At 74.3% G+C, this 19,650-nt stretch carries 17 protein-coding genes; 13 read left to right on the top strand and 4 right to left on the bottom strand.

From position 1 onward, the window contains the following. Together ACFPL3_RS38260 and ACFPL3_RS38255 are read right to left on the bottom strand one after the other, a co-directional pair. Positions 1 to 131 (bottom strand): helix-turn-helix domain-containing protein (locus ACFPL3_RS38260; RefSeq protein WP_379590656.1); only part of this gene is annotated, 131 nt, incomplete at its 3' end. 408 nt (positions 132 to 539) lie between these two features. Then, entirely contained in the window at positions 540 to 1,196 is a 657-nt protein-coding gene (locus ACFPL3_RS38255; RefSeq protein WP_343946331.1) for a CAP domain-containing protein, read from the bottom strand. 57 nt (positions 1,197 to 1,253) lie between these two features. Between ACFPL3_RS38255 and ACFPL3_RS38250 the strand changes: the two genes are divergently transcribed. The 9 genes from ACFPL3_RS38250 to ACFPL3_RS38210 all read left to right on the top strand — a co-directional run bounded on the left by ACFPL3_RS38250 (position 1,254) and on the right by ACFPL3_RS38210 (position 14,423). Next, positions 1,254 to 1,541 carry an acylphosphatase gene (locus ACFPL3_RS38250; protein ID WP_343946333.1) on the top strand — a complete coding sequence of 96 codons (288 nt, stop codon included), beginning with the start codon at positions 1,254 to 1,256 and terminating at the stop codon, positions 1,539 to 1,541. Between the two features lie 46 nt (positions 1,542 to 1,587). Next, positions 1,588 to 5,172 carry a chromosome segregation protein SMC gene (gene smc, locus ACFPL3_RS38245; RefSeq protein ID WP_379590648.1) on the top strand — a complete coding sequence of 1,195 codons (3,585 nt, stop codon included), beginning with the start codon at positions 1,588 to 1,590 and terminating at the stop codon, positions 5,170 to 5,172. 48 nt (positions 5,173 to 5,220) lie between these two features. Beyond that, complete coding sequence (gene ftsY / locus ACFPL3_RS38240; RefSeq protein WP_379590646.1) at positions 5,221 to 6,729, top strand: signal recognition particle-docking protein FtsY; 1,509 nt, start codon at positions 5,221 to 5,223, stop codon at positions 6,727 to 6,729. A gap of 151 nt (positions 6,730 to 6,880) precedes the next feature. Further along, a complete protein-coding gene (locus ACFPL3_RS38235) occupies positions 6,881 to 8,215 on the top strand; it encodes an ammonium transporter (RefSeq protein ID WP_343944103.1) in 1,335 nt (444 codons plus the stop codon). Between the two features lie 2 nt (positions 8,216 to 8,217). Continuing rightward, the gene (locus tag ACFPL3_RS38230; protein WP_343944102.1) at positions 8,218 to 8,556 is read left to right on the top strand and encodes a P-II family nitrogen regulator; all 339 of its coding nucleotides are present in this window, start codon (positions 8,218 to 8,220) and stop codon (positions 8,554 to 8,556) included. Between the two features lie 81 nt (positions 8,557 to 8,637). Continuing rightward, the gene (locus ACFPL3_RS38225; protein WP_379590644.1) at positions 8,638 to 10,992 is read left to right on the top strand and encodes a [protein-PII] uridylyltransferase; all 2,355 of its coding nucleotides are present in this window, start codon (positions 8,638 to 8,640) and stop codon (positions 10,990 to 10,992) included. 95 nt (positions 10,993 to 11,087) lie between these two features. Further along, positions 11,088 to 11,696 carry an AAA family ATPase gene (locus tag ACFPL3_RS38220; RefSeq protein ID WP_343941243.1) on the top strand — a complete coding sequence of 203 codons (609 nt, stop codon included), beginning with the start codon at positions 11,088 to 11,090 and terminating at the stop codon, positions 11,694 to 11,696. 114 nt (positions 11,697 to 11,810) lie between these two features. Next, a complete protein-coding gene (gene ffh / locus ACFPL3_RS38215) occupies positions 11,811 to 13,349 on the top strand; it encodes a signal recognition particle protein (protein WP_343941242.1) in 1,539 nt (512 codons plus the stop codon). Next, positions 13,350 to 14,423 carry an amidohydrolase family protein gene (locus ACFPL3_RS38210; RefSeq protein WP_343941241.1) on the top strand — a complete coding sequence of 358 codons (1,074 nt, stop codon included), beginning with the start codon at positions 13,350 to 13,352 and terminating at the stop codon, positions 14,421 to 14,423. A gap of 5 nt (positions 14,424 to 14,428) precedes the next feature. On the opposite strand, the gene ACFPL3_RS38205 is transcribed toward ACFPL3_RS38210, so the two are convergent. Next, on the bottom strand, positions 14,429 to 15,175 hold the full coding sequence (locus ACFPL3_RS38205) for a class I SAM-dependent methyltransferase (RefSeq protein ID WP_343941240.1): 747 nt from the start codon (positions 15,173 to 15,175) through the stop codon (positions 14,429 to 14,431). Between the two features lie 65 nt (positions 15,176 to 15,240). Here ACFPL3_RS38205 and ACFPL3_RS38200 point away from each other — a divergent pair, with 65 nt between their 5' ends. The 4 genes from ACFPL3_RS38200 to rimM all read left to right on the top strand — a co-directional run bounded on the left by ACFPL3_RS38200 (position 15,241) and on the right by rimM (position 18,094). Continuing rightward, positions 15,241 to 16,575, top strand: a complete 1,335-nt coding sequence (locus ACFPL3_RS38200) for a CPBP family intramembrane glutamic endopeptidase (RefSeq protein ID WP_343941239.1) — start codon at positions 15,241 to 15,243, stop codon at positions 16,573 to 16,575. A gap of 164 nt (positions 16,576 to 16,739) precedes the next feature. After that, complete coding sequence (rpsP, locus tag ACFPL3_RS38195; RefSeq protein ID WP_343941238.1) at positions 16,740 to 17,183, top strand: 30S ribosomal protein S16; 444 nt, start codon at positions 16,740 to 16,742, stop codon at positions 17,181 to 17,183. After that, the gene (locus ACFPL3_RS38190) at positions 17,180 to 17,419 is read left to right on the top strand and encodes an RNA-binding protein (protein ID WP_142049011.1); all 240 of its coding nucleotides are present in this window, start codon (positions 17,180 to 17,182) and stop codon (positions 17,417 to 17,419) included. The genes rpsP and ACFPL3_RS38190 overlap by 4 nt, the downstream gene beginning before the upstream one ends. A gap of 135 nt (positions 17,420 to 17,554) precedes the next feature. Beyond that, complete coding sequence (gene rimM, locus ACFPL3_RS38185) at positions 17,555 to 18,094, top strand: ribosome maturation factor RimM (RefSeq protein ID WP_379590639.1); 540 nt, start codon at positions 17,555 to 17,557, stop codon at positions 18,092 to 18,094. Between the two features lie 133 nt (positions 18,095 to 18,227). On the opposite strand, the gene ACFPL3_RS38180 is transcribed toward rimM, so the two are convergent. Beyond that, positions 18,228 to 19,598 carry an FAD-binding oxidoreductase gene (locus ACFPL3_RS38180; protein WP_343941236.1) on the bottom strand — a complete coding sequence of 457 codons (1,371 nt, stop codon included), beginning with the start codon at positions 19,596 to 19,598 and terminating at the stop codon, positions 18,228 to 18,230. Between the last annotated feature and the right edge of the window lie 52 nt (positions 19,599 to 19,650).

Here is a 19,650-nt window from a genome sequence, read left to right as displayed (position 1 = left end):
CGCCCCACCTCCCGCCACACCGTGGTGCGATCCCGCCCGATCGCCTCTCCGATCTCCGCGAACGACCACCCCGCCCGCCACAACGTCTCGATCCGGACCCGTTCCTCCCGGGTCAACCGCGCACCAGGCATGATCCACACTTCCCCTGATCACCTGGTTGCAACCACCGGTTGAGCCCGCCATCTCTGGGGGCGACCATTTGCCCTTGATCGCCGTGAGATCCGCCGTTTCGCCCCCTTCAAGGGGAGACAGCCTCCTGGTGGCGCCGCGCGCCAACGGGGCGGGCCCTGGCCTGCCGGCGGAGCCTGCCTGTAGGGGCCGCAGAGGCTCGCAGGTCCAGGGTCGCGAAGCGACGCCGGAGGCGCCCTTGACCTGTGAGGGGGGCCCGCACGATGCGCGGCGCCACCAGGAGGCCTTGGCCCCGCAATGAGCGCATGATCGTTGCTCCGGCGCAAGACCCGACGTGACCGGTCGGAAAACGCGCCCGATCGGCGATCAACACCGTGATGGCCGCGCCGGGTGTCGGAGCGGCTCGGCGCCTACTTGCCGAACTCCTGCACCCAGTAGTTCCCCGAGCGCGCGACGCCGATCGTGGTGAAGGCGCAGGTCAGCATCGCCGACCGGTGTGACGGCGACGCCATCCACTCGCGCACGACCTGGCGCGCGCTGGTCTGGCCCTTGGCGATGTTCTCCGCGCCGGGGCGCGGGTAGCCCGCCGCGCGGACGCGGTGCTCGAAGCGCCGGCCGTCGCGGCTGACGTGGTCGAAGTAGCCCTTCTCGTGCATGTCCGAGGCGTGGGCCTGCGCGGCGCGGGTCAGCCTGCCGTCCGGCGCGAGCGCGCCGCAGCCCGCCTCCCGCCTGCGCTCGTTCGTGAGGGCGATGACCTCGCCGACCGCGCCGCCGACCGAGACCGGCTCCCGCTTCGGTGCCGCGGGCGCCGGTGGTGGCGGCGGGGGCTCCGGGGGCTTCTCCGGGCCGCCGGATGTGACCCCGGGGATCGCGGCGTAGGCGTGCACGGTGGAGATCTCCGACGGCGGTGGCCGGTCGTCCACGTGAGCGGCCCGCGGCACGACGTCCGCGCCAGTGGCTGCGGCGATCGCGTCGTCGGTGCGCAGTGCGGTGGGCACGAGCTCGTCGGGGAAGGTCGCGACCGCGACCCCGGCGACCAGGACGACCCCGGTCGCGAGAGCGAGCATCTGCGCACCGGCGTTAGACCGGTTGGGGGGCACGAAGAGGTAAGCTAGCAGCCCGTGATCACCCAGGGCGACCAGCCGGTGCGGCTCACGGCATGGGTGGAGGGTCGCGTGCAGGGAGTCGGTTTCCGCTGGTGGACTCGCGCCAGAGCGCTCGAACTCGGTCTCGTCGGCAGCGCGCGCAACCTCCCGGACGGGCGAGTCGTCGTCGTCGCCGAGGGCGAACATCACCCATGTGAGTTACTTTTGACCGCTCTCCGTAGTGGGTCGACTCCGGGGCGTGTCGATCATGTCGTCGAGCAGTGGAGCGAGGCGCGCGGCGGCCTGCAGGGTTTCGAGGAGCGGTAGCGGTAACCTCGATCAACCGTCCCGCGCCGTCTGGAGATCCCTGCCCGTGCACCTCAAGAGCCTGACGCTGAAGGGCTTCAAGTCCTTCGCCTCGGCCACGACGCTGCGGCTGGAGCCGGGCATCACGTGCGTGGTGGGTCCGAACGGCTCGGGCAAGTCCAACGTCGTCGACGCGATCAGCTGGGTGCTCGGCGAGCAGGGTGCCAAGGCGTTGCGCGGCGGCAAGATGGAGGACGTCATCTTCGCCGGCACCTCGGGCCGGGCCCCGCTGGGCCGCGCCGAGGTCACGCTCACGATCGACAACTCCGACGGCGCGCTGCCGATCGAGTACTCCGAAGTGTCGATCACCCGCCGGATGTTCCGCGACGGCGCGGGCGAGTACGAGATCAACGGCAACTCCTGCCGGCTGCTGGACATCCAGGAGCTGCTGTCCGACTCCGGCATCGGCCGTGAGATGCACGTGATCGTCGGGCAGGGGCAGCTCGACTCCGTGCTGCAGAGCAAGCCCGAGGACCGCCGCGCCTACATCGAGGAGGCCGCGGGCGTCCTCAAGCACCGCAAGCGCAAGGAGAAGGCCCTCCGCAAGCTCGACGCGATGCAGGCCAACCTCACGCGCCTCACCGACCTCACCGCCGAGCTGCGCCGCCAGCTCAAGCCGCTGGGCCGGCAGGCCGAGATCGCGCGCCGGGCCCAGTCGGTGCAGTCCGAGCTGCGCGACGCGCGGTTGCGCCTCGCCGCCGACGACGTCGTCACCGTGCGCGACCAGCTCGCCCGCGAGGAGGCCGACGAGGCGAGCGCCCGAGCCCGGCGCGCGGAGGTGGAGGAACAGCTGTCGGTGGCCCGGGTCGAGCAGGAGCGGCTCGAGACCGCTCTCGCCCAGGACGCGCCGCGCCTGGCCGCCGCGCAGGACACCTGGTACCGGCTCTCCGCGCTCGCCGAGCGGCTCGCCGGCACGGTGCGGCTCGCGCAGGAGCGCAGCCGCCACCTGGCCGACCCGCAGGAGCGCGCCCCCGGCCGCGACCCCGACGAGCTCGACGCCGAGGCGGACGCCATCGCCGAGCAGGAGGAGGAGCTCGTCGCCGCCGTGGCCGAGGCCCGGCGCAGGCTCTCCGACGTGCTGGAGGAGCGCGCCGAGCACGAGAAGACCCTCGCCGCCGCCGAGCGTGCGCACATGGCCGCCGTGCGGGCCCTCGCCGACCGCAAGGCGGGCCTCGCCACCCTCGCGGGCCGCGCCGAGGCGCTGCGCAGCGGCGCCGCCGCCACCGCCGACGAGATCGAGCGCCTGTCCGAGGCGCTCGCGGAGGCGCAGGAGCGCACGGCGGTGGCCGAGACCGAGCTCGAGCACGCCCGGGACGAGCTCGGCACCCTCGACGAGGGCGACTCCGGGATCGACGAGCGCCGCACCCAGGCCGCCGAGGCGCACGAGGCCGCGCGCGCCCGCGTCGCCGAGCTGGTGGCCCGCGAGCGGGAGCTGGAACAGCAGCGGGCGCACTGGCGGGCCCGGGTCGACGCCCTGTCCGTGAGCCTCGCCCGCCGTGACGGCTCGGGCGAGCTCGTGGGCGCCGACGGCGTGCTGGGCCCGCTGTCCGGTCTGCTCACGGTGGAGCCGGAGGCGCGGGCCGCGGTGGCGGCGGCCCTGGGCGAGCTGGCCGACGCCCTTGCCGTGGAGTCGGCGGACGCGGCGGTGAGCGCGTTGCAGCTGCTGAGGTCCCGCGATGCGGGGCGGGCGAGCCTGGTGGTCGCCCCGGGGGTTCAGGAAAGCCACATTCAGGGCCGTACAGGCCCGGAAAGTGGCTTTCCTGAACCCCCGGCGGGCCGCTGGGCCCTCGATCTCCTCCGCGCCGACCCCTCGGTCGCCGGGTCCGTGGCCCGGCTCCTGCACGGCGTCCTCGTCGTCGACGACCTCGCCGCCGCCCGGGCCGTCGTGGCCGAGCACCCCGAGCTCACGGCCGTCACCCGCGATGGCGACGTGCTCGGTGCCGCCCGCGCGTCGGGCGGGTCGGGGGCCGCGTCGAGCGCGCTCGACGTGCAGGCCGCCGTGAACGAGGCCCTCGAACGGCGCGAGGCCGTGGAGGAGGAGCTCGCCCGGCTGCGTCCCGCGATCGAGGGTGCCCGCGCGGAGGAGGCGGCCCGCCTGGCCGACGTCGAGGCGGTCCGGCAGGTGCAGAACGCCGCCGAGTCGCGCCGGGCCGCGGCGGCTGCGCAGCTGGGAAGGCTCGAGGAGACGGTCCGCTCCGCCACGGCGGAGGCGCAGCGGCTGCGCGAGCGCCGCGACGCGGTGGAGTCCCGTCGCTCCGATGCCCTGCTCGCGCTGGAGGCGGCCGAGCAGCAGCTCGCGGTGGCCGAGGACGAGCCGGTCGACGACGAGCCCGACACCGAGGTCCGCGACGCCGCGGCCGAGTCGGTGGCCGCCGCCCGGGCCGAGGAGGTGGAGGCGCGGCTCGCGCTGCGCACCGCGGAGGAGCGGGCGCGTGCGATCGCCGGGCGCGCCGACTCGCTGCGCCGCCAGGCTGCCTCGGAACGTCAGGCACGGGCCCGCGCCGCGGCCGCGCGCGAGGCGCGGGAGCGCAGCGCGCGGATCGCGCAGGCCGTGGTGGCGGCGGGGGAGACGGCGGGTGAGCGGATCGCCGTGTCCCTCGCGGAGGCCGCCACCGAGCGCGACGCGGCCGCGGCCGCCCGGGATGCCCGCGAGCGGGCGCTGGGCGAGGCCCGGCTCACCACGCAGCGGCTCTCGGCGCTGATGGACAAGCTCACCGACGCCGTGCACCGCGACGAGGTGCTGCGCGCCCAGAACAAGCTGCGGCTCGAGCAGCTCACCGAGAAGGTGCTCGACGAGCACGGGCTCGCCGTCGAGGACCTGATCGCCGAGTACGGCCCGGACGTGCCGGTGCCGCCGTCGGCCGCCGAGATGGCGGAGTACGAGGCGGCGAAGGAGCGTGGCGAGGAGGTCGTCGAGCCCCCGCCGATGCCCTACGACCGAGGCACCCAGGAGCGGCGCGCCAAGCGCGCGGAGAAGGACCTCGCGCTGCTGGGCAAGGTCAACCCGCTCGCGCTGGAGGAGTTCGCCGCGCTGGAGGAGCGCTACCGCTTCCTGTCCACGCAGCTCGAGGACCTCAAGAACACCCGCCGTGACCTGCTCACGGTGGTCCGCGAGGTCGACGACAAGATCCTCGAGGTCTTCACCACGGCCTACGCCGACGTGGCCCGCGAGTTCGAGATCGTCTTCGCCACGCTGTTCCCCGGCGGCGAGGGGCGGCTCGTGCTCACCGACCCCGACGACATGCTCACCACCGGTATCGAGGTGGAAGCCCGCCCGCCGGGCAAGAAGGTCAAGCGGCTGTCGCTGCTGTCCGGTGGGGAGCGGTCGCTCACGGCCATGGCGCTGCTCGTGGCGATCTTCCGGGCGCGGCCGTCGCCGTTCTACGTGCTCGACGAGATCGAGGCCGCCCTCGACGACGTCAACCTGCGCCGGCTCATCTCCCTGATGGAGGAGCTGCGCGAGACGAGCCAGCTCATCGTCATCACGCACCAGAAGCCGACGATGGAGGTGGCCGACGCGCTGTACGGCGTCAGCATGCGCGGCGACGGCATCACCACGGTGATCAGCCAGCGCCTCCGCGCGGTGAGCTGACACCCCCATGCCGGCGTCCGGGACCGCCGGGCATGACAGGGTGGAGCGGTGACCACGCAGACCCTCTGGATCGTCATCGCCGTCGTGGTGGCCGTCCTGATCATCGCCGTCGCGGCCGGACTGGTGCTGCGCCGCAGGCGCCGGATCAGCCTGCGTGAGGCCGAGCAGGTCGAGCGCGGCACCGACACCGCCCCGCCCCGGCGCGGCAGCAGCTACCAGGCCGGGCGCGGGATCGCCTTCTCCAGTGGCGCGCTGGCCGAGCCCGAGGCGGCACCGGAACCACCGCCCGCGCCCGCCCCGGGTGCGGAGCCTCCGTCCGCCCCCGCGCCGACGGCGGACGGCACGCCGTTCGTCCCGCCGGCCGCGCCCGCTCCGGAGCCGTCCGCGGACACCGCGCCGCCTGCCGACACCGCGCCGGCCGAGAACGGGACCGCGCCGTCCGATACGGCGCCCGCCGAGGCCGCCCCCGAAACCACGACCCCCGAAACCACCGCCCCCGAGACCACGGCCCCCCCGGCCCCGCCGGACCACTCGGTCAACGGGGCCGCTCCCGCCGCGCCTGCCGCGCCACCCGAGACGCCCGCGGCCCCGCCGGCCGTTCCGGCAGCTCCGGCCGCTCCGAAGGAGGAGATCGCCCCCGCGGAGGGCCGCCTGGAGCGGCTGCGCGGCCGGCTCGCCCGTTCGCGCAGCGGCCTCGGCCAGGGGCTGCTCGGCCTGCTGGGCGCGGGGGAGCTGGACGAGGAGTCGTGGGAGGACGTCGAGGCCACCCTCCTGCAGGCCGACCTCGGCCCGGAGATGACGCTCGAGCTGGTCGACACGCTGCGCACCGAGCTGGCCCGCCGGGCCGTGCGTTCGCCCGACCAGGCCCGGCAGCTGCTGCGCGACGTGCTGACCGACGCCCTCGGCACCGACATGGACCGCTCCGTGCGCGCCCTGCCCCACGGCGGGCGCCCGGGCGTGGTGCTGGTGGTCGGCGTCAACGGCACCGGGAAGACCACCACCACCGGCAAGCTCGCGCGCGTGTTGGTGGCGGGCGGCAGGCACGTGGTGCTCGGCGCGGCCGACACGTTCCGCGCCGCGGCCGCCGAGCAGCTCGCCACCTGGGGCGAACGGGCCGGGGCCACGGTGGTGCGCGGCCCGGAGGGCGCCGACCCGGCGAGCGTGGCGTTCGACGCGGTCAAGCAGGGCGCCGAGGAGGGCGCCGACGCCGTCCTGCTGGACACGGCGGGGCGCCTGCACACGAAGACCGGCCTGATGGACGAGCTGGGCAAGGTCAAGCGGGTGGTCGAGCGGCAGGCCGAGGTGGACGAGGTGCTGCTGGTCCTCGACGCCACCACGGGCCAGAACGGGCTCACGCAGGCGCGGGTGTTCGGCGACGTCGTGAAGGTCACCGGGATCGCGCTCACGAAGCTGGACGGCACCGCGAAGGGCGGGATCGTGTTCCGGGTGCAGCGGGAGCTGGGCGTGCCGGTGAAGCTGGTGGGCCTCGGCGAGGGCCCGGACGACCTGGCGCCGTTCGACCCGCTCGCGTTCGTCGACGCCCTTCTCGACCGGTAGTCCGACCCGTACACGCGGATGTAACACCGCGGGGCCGCCAGTTCACAGGCCGGAAACAGCCGGTGAGATTGTCCGAAACACGTCGCTCCGATAGTTCCCCGAACCACCTGGGGAAGGAGTTGACGTGCTCGATACCGGCGATACCGCCTGGATGTTGGCCAGCACTGCTCTCGTGCTGCTCATGACGCCCGGCCTCGCCCTGTTCTACGGCGGCATGGTCCGAAGCAAGAGCGTGCTGAACATGATGATGATGAGCCTCAGCTCCATCGGATTGATCGGCATCCTCTGGGCGCTGTACGGCTACTCGATCGCCTTCGGCAACGACGTGGGCGGGGGGCTGCTGGGCAACCCGTTCGAGTTCGCCGGGCTCCGCGGCCTGTTCGTCGGCGACTACGGCGCCGACCCGGCCACCTTCCCGATGTCGGGCACGATCCCGGCCCTGGTCTTCGTCGGGTTCCAGGCCACGTTCGCGATCATCACCGTGGCCCTGATCTCCGGCGCGGTCGCCGACCGCCTCCGGTTCGGCCCGTGGCTGCTCTTCGCCGGCCTCTGGGCCACCATCGTGTACTTCCCGGTGGCGCACTGGGTGTTCGCGTTCAGCGACGACGAGTCCGGCGTGGTGGGCGGCTGGATCGCCAACGACCTCGCGGCGCTCGACTTCGCGGGTGGCACGGCGGTGCACATCAACGCCGGTTCCGCCGCCCTGGCCCTCGCGCTCGTCGTCGGCAAGCGCCGCGGCTGGCCGCGTGAGCCGATGCGCCCGCACAACCTGACGCTCGTGATGCTGGGTGCCGGCCTGCTGTGGTTCGGCTGGTTCGGCTTCAACGCGGGCTCCGCGCTCGGAGCCAACGGCACCGCCGCGTTCGCGCTGGTCAACACGATCCTCGCCACCTGCGCCGCGATGCTCGGCTGGCTGATCACCGAGCGGGTGCGCGACGGCAAGCCCACCAGCCTCGGCGCCGCGTCCGGCATCGTCGCGGGCCTCGTGGCCATCACGCCCTCCTGCGCCTCGGTCTCGCCGCTCGGCGGGATCGCGATCGGCCTCATCGCCGGTGTGCTCTGCGCGCTCGCGGTCGGCCTCAAGTTCCGCTTCGGCTACGACGACTCGCTCGACGTCGTCGGCGTCCACCTCGTCGGTGGTCTGATCGGCACCGTGCTCATCGGCTTCTTCGCCGACCCGGGCTCGCCCGCCGCGGTGGCCGGCCTGTTCTACGGCGGCGGCGTCGACCAGCTCTGGCGCCAGGTCGTCGGCGCGGTCGCGGTGCTGGTCTACTCGTTCGTCGTGTCGCTGGTCCTCGCCTACATCGTCAAGGCGATCGTCGGGCTGCGCGTCACCCCGGAGGAGGAGGCCACCGGCATCGACGAGATCGAGCACGCCGAGACCGGCTACGACTTCTCCAGCCACCGGGCGGTCTCGGGCCTCAGCGGCCAGCGCCCCGAGCCTGCCGCCGAGGCGGTGCCGGCAGCAGCCGGTAAGGAGGCGTGACCATGAAGCTGATCACCGCGATCGTGAAGCCGTTCGTCCTCGAGGACGTCAAGGGTGCGCTGGAGCAGATCGGCGTGCTCGGCATGACGGTCAGCGAGGTGCAGGGCTACGGCCGGCAGAAGGGCCACACCGAGGTCTACCGGGGTGCGGAGTACTCCGTGGACTTCGTGCCCAAGGTGCGGGTGGAGGTCGTCGCGGACGACACCAACGCGGACAAGGTCGTCGACGCCGTCGTCGAGGCGGCGCGCACCGGCAAGATCGGTGACGGCAAGGTCTGGGTCACACCCGTGGAGACCGTGGTCCGGGTCCGCACCGGTGAGCGTGGCTCCGACGCGGTCTGACCGCACTCGATCCGCACGGCGTGGTGGCCTCGATCAGCGAGGCCACCACGCTGTGCTTCCAGGCCAGGAGGAGAGGCCGTAGTGGGTGCAGTGGCCGTGTCGTCGGGGGACGCGGGGGACCTGGCCCGGGCGAAGGCCGTGCTGCTGGAACAGGGCACGGGCAAGCGGAGGTTGGGTCCGGAGGCGCTGCGGGAGGCGCTGGTCGACCTGCACGATTTCTGGCTCGCGTCGCGGGCCGCGGCGATCGGGCTCACCGAGCGGGCCGCGCTCGTGGCCGTCGGTGCGCTGGGACGCCGGGAGCTGGCGCCGTGGTCGGACCTGGACCTCGTGCTGTTGCACGACGGTCGCAAGGACGTCGAGCGGCTGGCAGGGGACCTGTGGTACCCGCTGTGGGACGCCGGGATCGGGCTCGACCACGCCGTGCGCACGCCGGGGCAGGCCGTGCAGGTGGCCGCCACCGACCTGCGCGCCGCGCTGGGGTTGCTGGAGGCCCGGCACATCGCGGGTGACCAGGCGCTCTCGGAGAAGGTCCGCACCGCCGTGCGGCAGTCGTGGCGGGCCGGGATCCGGGGCCGGTTCGACGAGCTCGCCGACAGCGCGCAGGAGCGGTGGCGCAAGGTCGGCGACGTCGCGCACCGCGTCGAGCCCGACCTCAAGAACGGGCACGGCGGGCTGCGCGACATCCAGCTGATCGACGCGCTCGCCGCCACGCAGCTGGTCGACCGGCCCGCGGCCGACGTGCGTGCCGCGCGGCTGCTCCTGCTCGACGTCCGCACCGAGCTGCACCGGCTCGCCGGCCGGGCCCGCGACGTCCTGCACGCCCAGGACGCCGACGAGGTCGCGGCCACGCTGGAGATCGCCGACCGGTTCGAGCTGGCCCGGGCGCTGTCCGGGGCGGCCCGGTCGGTGGCGTTCGCGGCCGAGGTGGGCCTGCGTTCGGCCCGCAACGCGCTGCCCCGGCGTGGGCTCGCCGCGCTGCGCCGCCCGCCCGTGCGCCGCCCGCTGGACACCGGCGTGGTGGAACACCTCGGGGAGGTGGCGCTGGCGCGCGACGCCTCCGCGGCCCGCGACCCCGCGCTCGTGCTGCGCGTGGCCGCCACCGCGGCCCGCACCGGCATGCCGGTCGCGGCGGGCACGCTGCACCGGCTCGCCGACACCGCCCCGGAGCTGCGCACGGCGTGGCCGCACTCGGCGCGCACGGAGCTGCTGTCGCTGCTGGGCACCGGGCGCCCGCTGGTCGACGTCGTGGAGGCGCTGGACCGCACCGGGCTGTGGGGGCGCCTGCTGCCCGAGTGGGGCGCGGTGCGCGACCTGCCGCCGCGCGACCGGGCGCACGTGTGGACCGTCGACCGGCACCTCGTCGAGGCCTGCGCGCAGGCCGCGCGGCTCACCACCCGGGTGGCGCGTCCGGACCTGCTGCTGGTGGGCGCGCTGCTGCACGACATCGGCAAGGGGCGCGGGGGCGACCACTCCGAGGTGGGGGAGTCGCTCGCCGTCCAGGTGGGGCAGCGGCTCGGCTTCCCCGACGCGGACGTCGCGGTGCTCGGCCGGATGGTGCGCCACCACCTGCTGCTGCCGCACACCGCCACCCGGCGCGACCTGGAGGACCCCGCCACCGTCACCCGGGTCGTCGAGACGCTCGACGGTGACGTCCTGCTGCTCGAGCTGCTCGAGGCGCTCGCCGAGGCCGACGCGCTGGCCACAGGGCCGGGGGTGTGGAGCCCGTGGAAGCGCACGCTCATCCACGACCTCGCCAACCGGTGCCGGGCCCTGCTGGCCGGGAAGTCGCTCCCCGGCCCCACCCCGCCGACCGCGGCCGCCACCGAGCTCGCGGGTGCCGTCGAGGCCGACGGGCGCCCGCAGGTGCTCCTCGACCCGGGCGATCCTGCGGGCGCCGTCGTGGCCGTGCCGGACCGGCACGGGTCGCTCGCCGCCGCTGCGGGTGTGCTCGCGCTGCACTCGCTGGAGGTCCACGCCGCGGAGCTGGCCACGCTCGGCGGCGTCGCGGTGTTCACGTTCACGGTGTCGCCGCGGTTCGGCGGCCTGCCCGACCCGGCTCTGCTGCGCTCCGACCTCGGCCGGGTGCTCGACGGCACCCTGCGCCTCCCCGAGGCCCTGGCGCGCAAGGAGCGCGACTACGCACCGCGCGGCCCGGCGGTCGAGCCGCCCGCGCCGCCCCGCGTGCTCTGGTTCGACGACGAGGCCACCGGCGCGGTCGTCCTCGAACTGCGCGCCACCGACCGGATCGGCCTGCTGCACCGGGTGGCCACCGCGCTCGAGGACTGCGGCGCCGACGTCCGCTGGGCGCGGGCGTCCACGCTGGGTGCGTCCGTGGTGGACGCCTTCGGCCTCGGGGGGGCCGGCGGCGAAGGAGCGCTGGGGCGGGCGGAACGGCAGCGGATCGAGATGGCGGTGCTCGCCGCGGCCGCCGGCTGATCACGCGCGCGTCCCCGGCGCGCACATGATCGTGATCACGGCGCGGTCGGGGCGGCGAACGGAACGAATCGCCCGAACGACCCGTTGGACGGTGCGTGACCACCGCGACACCGCCTGTGCGAATCGCCGTGCCGGGACGCACGCTGCTGCTGGTGGCCGGGATGCCGGGGGCGGGCAAGTCCACCCTGCTGGCGAGCCTGCCCGCCGCCGAGGGGCTCACCGTGCTCGACTCGGAGGTGCAGCGGGCGGCGCTGCGCCCGCTGGCCGGGCCGGTGCCGTACTCCCTGCAACGACCCGTGGTGCACCTGTTGCACCGCACCGCGGTGGTGGCCGCCGCCGTGTCGGCCACCCCCACCGTCGTGGTGCACCTGCCCGCCACCCAGCCGGGCACGCGCGCCGCCGTGGCGCGCCTGGCGGCCGCCACCCGCCGCGACGCGCACCTGTTGTGGCTGCAGGCCGACCCCGCCGAGGCCCGGCGCGGCCAGTACGCCCGCGGCCGTGTGGTGCAGGCGGCGTCGTTCGCGGCCCACGCGCGGCGGGCCGAGCGCACGGCCGCGGAGCTCCTCGGCGACCCGCCGCTGGGCTGGCGCAGCATCACCGTGGTCGACCGGGCGGCCGCCGGTGGTGGCCTGCGGCTGGTCACCGACGCCGAGCTGGGGTGCCACGCCCACGTCGCCGCCGTGCGGCGCCACGCCCGCGCGTGAGGCCCGCAATATGCCGGCAAGGTGGCCTTACTGGCATATTGCGCCAGCAAGGCCACCTTGCCGGCAATCGGGGAGGCCTGCAGCGCCTCGCGGCGCGCAAGTAGGGTTGGAGAGGTGTTCGACACCCTCTCCGAGCGCCTCAGCGGCACCCTCGCCAATCTCCGCGGCAAGGGGCGCCTCTCCGACGCCGACATCGACGCCACGGCGCGCGAGATCCGCATCGCGCTGCTGGAGGCCGACGTCGCGCTGCCGGTGGTCCGCGGCTTCATCGCGCGGGTCAAGGAGCGCGCCAAGGGTGCCGAGGTCTCCGGTGCGCTGAACCCGGCCCAGCAGGTCGTCAAGATCGTCAACGAGGAGCTCGTCGAGATCCTCGGCGGCGAGACGAGGCGGATCCGGCTGGCGAAGGAGCCGCCGAGCGTGATCATGCTCGCCGGCCTGCAGGGTTCCGGCAAGACCACGCTCGCGGGCAAGCTCGCCGCCTGGCTGAAGAACCAGGGCCACACGCCGCTGCTCGTGGCCTGTGACCTCCAGCGGCCCAACGCCGTCAACCAGCTGCAGATCGTCGGTGAGCGGGCAGGTGCCACCACGTTCGCGCCCGAGCCGGGCAACGGCGTCGGCGACCCGGTCGACGTGGCGCGCCGCGGTGTCGCGCACGCGCGCGAGAAACACTACGACATCGTCATCGTCGACACCGCGGGCCGCCTCGGCGTCGACGAGGAGCTGATGCGCCAGGCCGCCGACATCCGCGACGCGGTGCGCCCGGACGAGGTCCTGTTCGTCGTCGACGCGATGATCGGTCAGGACGCCGTGGCCACGGCCGAGGCGTTCCGCGACGGCGTCGGCTTCACCGGCGTGGTGCTCACCAAGCTCGACGGCGACGCCCGCGGCGGTGCGGCTCTGTCGGTGCGGGAGGTCACGGGGCAGCCGATCCTCTTCGCGTCGAACGGCGAGAAGCTCGCCGACTTCGACGTCTTCCACCCCGACCGGATGGCCAGCCGCATCCTCGGGATGGGCGACCTGCTCACGCTCATCGAGCAGGCGGAGCAGGCGTTCGACCAGGAGCAGACGGCCAAGGCGGCGGCCAAGATCTCCACCGGGGAGCTCACCCTCGAGGACTTCCTCGAGCAGATGCTCGCGGTCAGGAAGATGGGCCCGATCGGCAACATCCTGGGCATGCTGCCCGGCGCCGGGCAGATGAAGGACGCGCTCGCGCAGGTCGACGACAAGCAGCTCGACCGGCTGCAGGCGATCATCCGCGGCATGACACCCGCGGAGCGGGCCGACCCGAAGATCATCAACGGCTCGCGGCGGCTGCGCATCGCCAACGGTTCCGGGGTCACGGTCAGCGAGGTCAACGACGTCGTCAACCGGTTCTTCGAGGCCCGGAAGATGATGAAGCAGATGGCCGGGCAGTTCGGCTTCGGCGGGCGCAGCGCCACGAAGAAGCAGAACAAGGGGCGCAAGGGCAAGAAGGGCAAGTCGAAGGGCCGCGGGCCCAGCCCGGCCCGCGCCGCCGGGCTGCCGCCGGGTCTCGGCGGTGGCATGCCGGACATGTCCGGGCTGCCCGCGTCGTTGCGCGACCTGCCGCCGGGGCTCGACCAGCTGCCCCCCGGCTTCGACCCGAGCAAGCTGAAGTTCCCCAAGGGCAAGTAGGTGTACCGCCTGCGCGGCGTGCTGCTGCCCGGTGAGAACACCGTCGAGCTCCACGTCGACGCGGGCCGGCTCGTCGAGCCGGCCCCGGGCGCGGAGACCCTCGTCGACGGCGGGTTCATCGTGCCGGGCCTCGTCGACGCCCACTGCCACATCGGGCTCGGGGCCAGGGGCGGGGTCGACCTGGAGGAGGCCGACGCCCAGGCGCGCACCGACCGCGACGCGGGCACACTGCTGATCCGCGACTGCGGCTCGCCGATCGACACCACACCGCTGCAGGCCCGCCACGACCTGCCCGAGATCATCCGCGCCGGACGGCACCTCGCCCGCCCGAAGCGCTACATCCCCGGCGTGGCGCGGGAGCTGGACGATCCGGCGTTGCTGCCCGACGTCGTCGCCGAGCAGGCGGCCGACGGCGACGGGTGGGTCAAGCTGGTGGGCGACTGGATCGACCGCGGGGTGGGCGACCTCGCTCCGGTCTGGCCCGACGACGTGCTGGCGGCGGCGATCGACGCCGCCCACGGCGCCGGTGCCCGCGTCACCGCGCACGTGTTCGGCGCCGCCGCGATCCCGGGTCTCGTGCGGGCCGGGATCGACTGCATCGAGCACGGCACCGGGCTCACCGACGACCTCATCGCCGAGATGGCCGAGCGCGGCACCGCGCTGGTGCCCACGCTGATCAACGTCGAGAACTTCCCGGGTATCGCCGACCAGGCGAGCAGGTACCCCGCCTACGCCGACCACATGCGCCGCCTGCACGCGGGCGCCTACGACATGGTGCGCCGGGCCGTCGAGGCCGGGGTGCCGGTGTACGCGGGCACCGACGCGGGCGGCGGGATCGCCCACGGCCGGCTCGCCGACGAGGTGATCGCGCTGCACCGGGCCGGGCTGTCGGCGGCCGACGCCCTCGGCGCCGCGAGCTGGGCGGCCCGCGAGTGGCTCGGGCGCCCCGGCCTGCAGCTCGGTGCCCGGGCCGACCTCGTGGTCTACGACCGCGACCCGCGCGCCGACCTCACGGCGTTGCACGAGCCGGCCCTCGTGATGCTGCGCGGCCGCCCGGTGCCCGCCCGGGCCTGACGCATTCAGCCGGGCTGGTCGCTGACCACGAGCCGGTACCCGGCGTCGAACCGGTCGAGCGCGGTGAGCTCGCGGTGGCGCTCCTCCCACGCACCGGAGTCCAGGTCGCGGGCGAGCGCCGCCAGGCCCGCGGCGAGCGCGGACGGCTCGGCCTGGGCGAGCATCGAGATCCCGGCGCGCACGCCCCGGTCCAGGTAGGCGGCCGGGCGCCGCCAGAACGCGGCCCCGAAGCCGTCCGTGCAGTCGTGTGGCACCGGCACCGGCTCGACCCGCGCCCCGCCCAGCAGCTCGGCCAGGCGGGGGAGGGGCACCGCGTGACCCGCGCTGACCGCGGCGGCGGCCGGGAGGTACTCGCGGACCAGCCAGAACTCGTCGAACACCTCCTGGTCCCAGGTGAGGATCACGATCCGCCGCCGGGCAACGCGGCGCAGCTGTGCGATCCCGGCCTCGAGGTCGCTCCAGTGGTGGATGGTGAGCACCGCGAGCGCGGCGTCCACGGACCCGCTGCGCAGGGGCAGCGCCTCGGCCACAGCGCGCACGCACGGCGCCGACCCTGCGGGGCGTTGCCCGATCATGGTCGAGCTGGGTTCGACCCCGACGGCGGTGCCGGCCGGCTCGTACGACCCCGCTCCCGCACCGACGTTCACGACGCTCCCCATGCCCGACAGGGCCGAGGCCACCTGGGCGGCGATCCTCGCGTCCGGCCTCCGGGTGGTGCGGTAGGTGCGGCCGATCTGGTCGTAGACCGTCATGGTCACAGCATGGCGGACGGCCCGGCGAGCGGCGGCGCAGGCGAGCGGCCGGTAGCGTCGGGGCCGTGGGAGCGGTGCAGAGCAACGGTCAGCCCGAGCAGGAGGGGGCGCCGATCGACCCTGCGCAGCGGGAAGCCGACCCCCACCCGTCCGCGTCGGACGCAGCGCCGGACGCAGCGCCGGACGACGGGGCGAGCCGGCCGGTGCCCGCCGACACCGTCCCGGCCGCTCCGCAGAACGGGGCAGCGCTCGACGGTGCAGCGCTCCACGGGACGCCCCAGAGCGAACCGCCGCACAACGGGGCGCCGCAGAACGGCGCGTCCCAGAACGGGGCGCCGCACTACGAGGCGCCGCACTACGAGGCGGCGCAGTACGGGACAGCGCAGTACGGGGCAGTGCCGACCGGGGCCCCGGCCCCGTACGCGGCCCCGCCGCCGCCCTACGGCTACGGGGCGCCACCGCCCCCCTACGGCGGCCCCGCGGCTCCGCCGTCGTCGCCCGTCGCGCCGTTCCCGCCGCCACCGCCCACCGCGCAGCAGGCACCGGGGCAGCAGGCACCGGTGCAGGGGTGGCCCTACCCCGGGCCGGGCGGGCCCCACGCCGGGCCGTCCTACCCGCCGGGTCCCTACCCGCCCACCGGTCCCTACCCCGCCCCGTCGATCGGGCGCAGCAAGGGGCCCGTGGCCGCGTGGGGTGCACCTGCGCCCGTCCGCACCCACCGCTGGGGGCTGGGCGCGTACCTGTTCGCGGAGGCCGTCTTCCTCCTGGTGGGCGGGCTCATCAGTGCCTACGTGCTGCTCAGCGGCACCCAACCCGGCGTGGGCGTGCTCGTCGCCGGCCTTGCCGCACCCACATTGCTCGCGGCGGGTACCGCGCTGCTGATCACCCGGCTGCGCGGCAACGGTCCGCGGGCAGACCTGCGCCTCGAGTGGTCGTGGCGTGACGTCGGCATCGGACTCGTGTTCGGGTTCGGGGGCCTCGTGCTCACCATCCCGGCGTCGATCGTCTACGTGTCCATCGTCGGCGATGACGCCAGCTCCGCCGTGGGCGACGTGTTCGGCGGGATCCGGGCGGGCCCGCTGCTGGCGGCGCTGGTGCTGGTCCTCGTCGTGATCGTGGCGCCGATGTGCGAGGAGATCCTCTACCGCGGCCTTCTCTGGGGCGGGCTGGAGAAGATCGGCGGTCGCTGGGTGGCGTTCGCGGTCAGCACGCTGCTCTTCGCGCTCGCGCACTTCGAGTTCACCCGCACCCCGCTGCTGCTGGTGGTGGCGATCCCCATCGCGATCGCCCGCCTGTACACCGGCAGGCTCCTTGCCAGCATCGTCGCCCACCAGGTCAACAACCTGCTGCCCGGCATCGCGCTCGTGCTCGGGCTCTTGGGCATCGTTCCGATGGCCTGACGTCCCATCACGCGCGCGCGTCTGGCAGAATGGCCGATCGGTCCTGCGGCTGGCCCTCTACCGTGCCGCAGACACGCACACGCCGAGTAATGCGCAGCCCGTAACCCCACGCGAGCCGCGCGGACTCACCCGAAGCACACGATCCGCGAGGAGCACCGACCAGCGTGGCCGTCAAGATCAAGCTGATGAGGCTGGGCAAGATCCGCCAGCCCTACTACCGCGTCGTCGTCGCCGACGCCCGCACCCGCCGCAGCGGCCGGGCGATCGAGACCATCGGCAAGTACCACCCCAAGAACGAGCCGAGCCTGATCGAGATCGACTCGGAGCGGGCCCAGTACTGGCTCGGCGTGGGGGCGCAGCCCACCGAGCCGGTCCAGCACCTGCTCGAGATCACCGGCGACTGGCAGAAGTTCAAGGGTCTGCCCGGCGCCGAGGGCACCCTGAAGGCGCAGCCGGAGAAGGTCGACCGGCACGCCCGCTTCCAGGCCGCGCTGGCGGCCGCCGGCGAGGAGCCCACCTCCGAGGCCACCACGCCCAAGAAGAAGGGCGATCGCCGCGCGAAGGGCGAGTCCGAGGCCTCCTCCGAGGCCTCTTCCGACGAGTCGTGAGCGTCCTGGCCGACGCTCTCGAGCACCTCGTCCGGGGAATCGTCGACCACCCCGACGACGTGCAGGTGGAGCTCGTCACCACCCGCCGCGGCCGCACCCTCGAGGTCCGGGTGCACCCCGAAGACCTCGGCAAGGTGATCGGTCGCGGCGGCCGTACCGCCACCGCGCTGCGCACCGTCGTGGGCGGCATCGGTGGCCGGGGTGTGCGGGTGGATGTCGTCGACACCGACCGGTAGCAGTGCCCCCCACCGGTAGCCCGTTGCGGATATCGGCGGATCCAGGTTTCTGCTGGGTGCGCCGGCGGGACGCCGCGCGTGTGGGCATACTCGGGCGACCCGCAGGTGCGGCCAGCGGGGAGCTGGGCCGTCGAGATGGGTGACGGGTTGCCGGTGGGGGGCACTACGTATCTGGTGGGGATCGCCGTGCGGGTCCATGGCCTGCGCGGCGAACTCGTCGTCGAGGTGCACACGGATTCCCCGGACGAGCGGTTCGCCCCGGGGGTCTCGCTCATCGCGCAGCGCCCGGGCAGCCCGGCGGGCACGTTGACCGTGGAGTCGGCGCGCCCGCACTCCGGACGCCTGCTCGTGCGGTTCGTGGAGGCGCCCGACCGCGACGCGGCCGAGGCGCTGCGCGGCACCCGGCTCCTCGTGCCCGCCGACGCCGTGGGCGCGCCTGCCGACGACGAGGAGTTCCACGTCCACCAGCTGGAGGGCCTGCGGGCCGAACTGGAGGACGGCACCGTCGTCGGCTCCGTCCGCGAGGTCGTGCACGGCCCGGGCGGCGAGCTGCTGGTGCTGGCACGGCACGAGCGCCCCGACGCGCTCGTGCCGTTCGTGCGGGCCATCGTGCCCACCGTCGACCTGGCGAACAGCCGGCTGGTCCTCACCCCTCCCGAGGGCCTGCTCGACTGACCTGTCCCGCCCGCGCAGAATGCGACACTCGCTCCGCGAGGCGGGGGACTCGCGCGCCCACGGCATGGCCCAGCCGCGCGAGTCCCCCGTTTCGTCGGGCGAGTTCCCCGTTACGTCGCGCGAGTCCCGCGCGTCACCGCGCCGGCGGGATGTTCTGGTTGAGGTGGAAGAGGTTGTCCGGGTCGTAGGCGGCCTTGACCTGCCGTAGCCGCTCGTAGTTGCGCCCGTAGTTCTGCGGCACGCGGCCCTCGTCCTCCGACAGCATGTTGATGTACCCGCCTTCGGTCCCCGAGAAGGGGTGCACGGCGTCGTAGTAGTCGCGCGCCCACCGGATGGCGCCCTCGTCGTCGACGGGCGGGTCCCAGAACGCGCCGATGACCATCACGTACCGCGCGTCGCGGTGGCCGAACGCCGTCTCCTCCGGGCCGACCCGGGCCGGGGCCCCGTTGATGGCGTAGAGGTGCATCGTCGAGGTGAGGCTCGGCGTCGGCGGGCCGTACCGGGTGTGCGCGGCGATCGCCGCGTCCGGCAGGTCGCGGACGTAGTCGGCCTTCCAGTACTGCCTCATCCCCTTGTGGAACAGGCCGTCGAAGGCCGAGTTGAGCGCCGGGTAGGGCATCGGGCCCACGAGCTCGGCCTTGACCTCGGCGACGTCGCGGAACGGCTTGATCGCCTGCTCGCCCTGCTCTGGCCGGCCGCTCCAGCAGGTGACCATCGCGCAGAACATGTCGCCGTGCCGGTCCTCGGGGATGAACGGCAGCGGCGGGGCCATCTGCCAGCCGAAGAACGCCCCGAGCTGCTCGGGGGCCTCCTGGATGTAGTCGTCGTAGGCGCGCATCACCGCGGGGGCGTCCTCGACCTCGTACAGCATCGGGCCGCCGTAGATCGTCGTGACGTCGTGCAGGGCGAACTCCATCGACGTCACGACGCCGAAGTTGCCGCCGCCGCCGCGCAGGGCCCAGAGGAGGTCCTCGTTCTCGTGCTCGCTCGTGACGACGATCTGCCCGTCGGCGGTGACCACCTCGGCCCCGACGAGGTTGTCGCAGGACAGCCCGCAGCCACGGGCCAGGTAACCCACCCCGCCGCCGAGCGTCAGCCCGCTCACGCCGGTGGTCGAGATGATGCCCCCGGTGGTGGCGAGGCCATAGGCGTGCGTGGCGTGGTTGAAGTCGCCCCAGGTGGCGCCCCCGCCGGTGCGTGCGGTCTTCCGCACGCGGTCGACCAGCACGTAGTTCATCGGGGCCAGGTCGAGCACGACGCCGCCATCGCACGTGCTGAAGCCGGGTGCGCTGTGCCCGCCGCCGCGGACGGCGAGGTCGAGCCCCGACTCGCGCGCGTAGTTCACCGCGGCGACCACGTCGGCCGTCGACGTGGCCCGGACGATCAGCGAGGGCCTGCGGTCGTGCAGGCCGTTGTGGACCAGGCGCAGCTCCTCGTAGTCGTCCTCGCCCGGCTCGACGACGGGCCCGCGTACCTGCTCGCGCAGTGCGGCGATCGTGGTCATGGTCCCTCCTGGTGGTCGTGGAGGCGGTGACCATGGCGGAGGAGGCGTTCCC

This window comes from Pseudonocardia zijingensis, assembly GCF_042657305.1.
Taxonomy (GTDB): domain Bacteria; phylum Actinomycetota; class Actinomycetes; order Mycobacteriales; family Pseudonocardiaceae; genus Pseudonocardia; species Pseudonocardia zijingensis.
This window is presented reverse-complemented; position numbering and strand designations above follow the sequence as displayed.